The sequence below is a fragment of the Vibrio rubrogenes genome (genome assembly GCF_059641415.1).
This window is the reverse complement of record NZ_JCARSY010000084.1, coordinates 1-1945: the sequence shown is the minus strand read 5'-3', so window position 1 is coordinate 1945 and position 1945 is coordinate 1. Positions and strand designations below refer to the sequence as shown.

The window sequence follows — 1945 nt, the reverse complement described above, 5'->3', positions numbered from 1 at the left end:
TGTCACCGATCATGCAAAACTGATCCACTAACGATCATCGAAAACTGATCCACTTGGTATCATCCGTCTGTTTTTTGTACGGGTGATTTATGTTAACCAAGGAGACATTTGTGGATATTCATGTTCGCTTTGCACAAGGGCAAAGCATTCGTAAAATTGCCCGTCAATTAGGCATTTCTCGTAACACAGTAAAACATCATTTGCAGCAGTATAAGATACCCACTTACGCGCAACGACTACAACCAGCGACAAAACTAGAACCCTTTAAACACTATCTCGTTCAACGAATTGAGCAGGCAAAACCTGATTGGATACCTGCCACCGTCTTGTTTGACGAGGTCGCCCAACAGGGTTATCAAGGCGGCATTGCTCAGCTACGTCGCTTTGTGTGTCAGTTTAAACCTTGTATCACTCCTGAGCCTGTTGTCCGTTTTGAAACGCTCCCAGGGCAGCAAATGCAAATCGACTTTACCACCATTCGGCGCGGTAAACGGCCGCTCAAAGCCTTTGTCGCAACCTTAGGCTATTCGAGAGCCACCTTCGTCAAATTCTTTGATAACGAGCGTGCCCATGCGTGGCAACAAGGCTTAAAAGAAGCGTTTGAGTATTTCGGTGGCGTGCCACAACAAGTACTGTGTGACAACGCCAAAGCGCTCATCATTGAGCGGGATGCTTATGCACAAGGCGAACATAAGTTGCATCACGAGATGCTGCAGATGTCGAAAGACTACGGCTTCAAGCTGGTTGCTTGTAAACCTTATCGAGCCAAGACCAAGGGGAAAGTTGAGCGTTTTAACCACTACCTAAAAAACAGCTTCGTTGTGCCACTGAACGCCGAATTGCGCGCGCAAAATCTCGAGTTGGATGTGGAGATAGCGAACGCAAAAGTTGGCCCATGGTTACAACGAGTCGCCAATCAAAGAATTCATGGTACCACTTCAGCCATCCCGGCAGAGCGCTTGCTGGAAGAAGTGAAACAGTTACTTCCTTTACCAAGAGCCGTGCATAGTTCAAGCCGACACAAGCATAGCCCAGACATCCGTATTGTGCCGCCACTGGAGTCTATCAATTTACAGCATCCTATAAACGTTTATGAAGCGCTGTTAGGAGGTGACCATGCTATTGCATGAACAAATCGGCCATCTGTGTGACTCACTCAAACTCAGCTCTGTTGCTGCCTCTTGGCCATCTTTAGCAGAGCAATGTATTGCTCAGGAAAAGAACTATGGTGAATTTCTGTACGCCTTACTGGAAAGCGAGCAGCAACAAAGAGATGAGCGGACGCGTCATCTGTTTGGTCGTATGGCAGGCTTTCCTGCTAATAAGGAACTGAGCACGTTTGATTTTAAGTTCGCCACTGGCGTACCTAAACAGCAGATACACGAATTAAGTGCGCTGACCTTTATTGAGCGCAATGAAAACGTGGTGCTACTAGGGCCAAGTGGCGTGGGTAAAACGCATTTAGCGATAGGATTGGGCTTAAAAGCAGTGCAAGCCAAAAAGAAAACTCGCTTTATCACAGCTGCCGACTTGATGCTGCAATTATCGACTGCTAAGCGTCAAAACAAGCTGAAGCAATATATCTCTCGCTCAGTGATGGCTCCAAGGCTACTGATCATTGATGAGATAGGTTACCTTCCATTTGGACGGGAAGAAGCCAACCTGTTTTTTAATGTGATTGCTAAGCGTTATGAGTATGGCAGTATCATTTTGACTAGCAACTTATCCTTTGGGCAATGGCCAAGCGCATTTGCCGATGATGCAACACTAACAGCAGCGATGTTAGATCGACTGCTTCACCATTCTCATGTTCTGCAGTTGAGTGGTGATAGTTATCGATTGAAAGATAAACGACGTTCAGGAGCAATACCTGAGTAAAAAGGTGGGTCAATTTTGATTGATCGTTTTTAAACAAAAGTGGATCAGTTTTCGGTGATCGTTGACA

General features: G+C 46.0%; 2 protein-coding genes. Both read left to right on the top strand.

Features of this window, described 5'->3' with window-relative positions; all coding sequences use genetic code 11:
- Nucleotides 1-89: 89 nt before the first annotated feature.
- The gene (gene istA / locus AC55NX_RS20605) at nt 90-1130 is read left to right on the top strand and encodes an IS21 family transposase (RefSeq protein ID WP_496997433.1); all 1041 of its coding nucleotides are present in this window, start codon (nt 90-92) and stop codon (nt 1128-1130) included.
- A complete protein-coding gene (gene istB / locus AC55NX_RS20600) occupies nt 1117-1878 on the top strand; it encodes an IS21-like element helper ATPase IstB (RefSeq protein WP_496997432.1) in 762 nt (253 codons plus the stop codon). The genes istA and istB overlap by 14 nt, the downstream gene beginning before the upstream one ends.
- Nucleotides 1879-1945 lie beyond the last annotated feature (67 nt).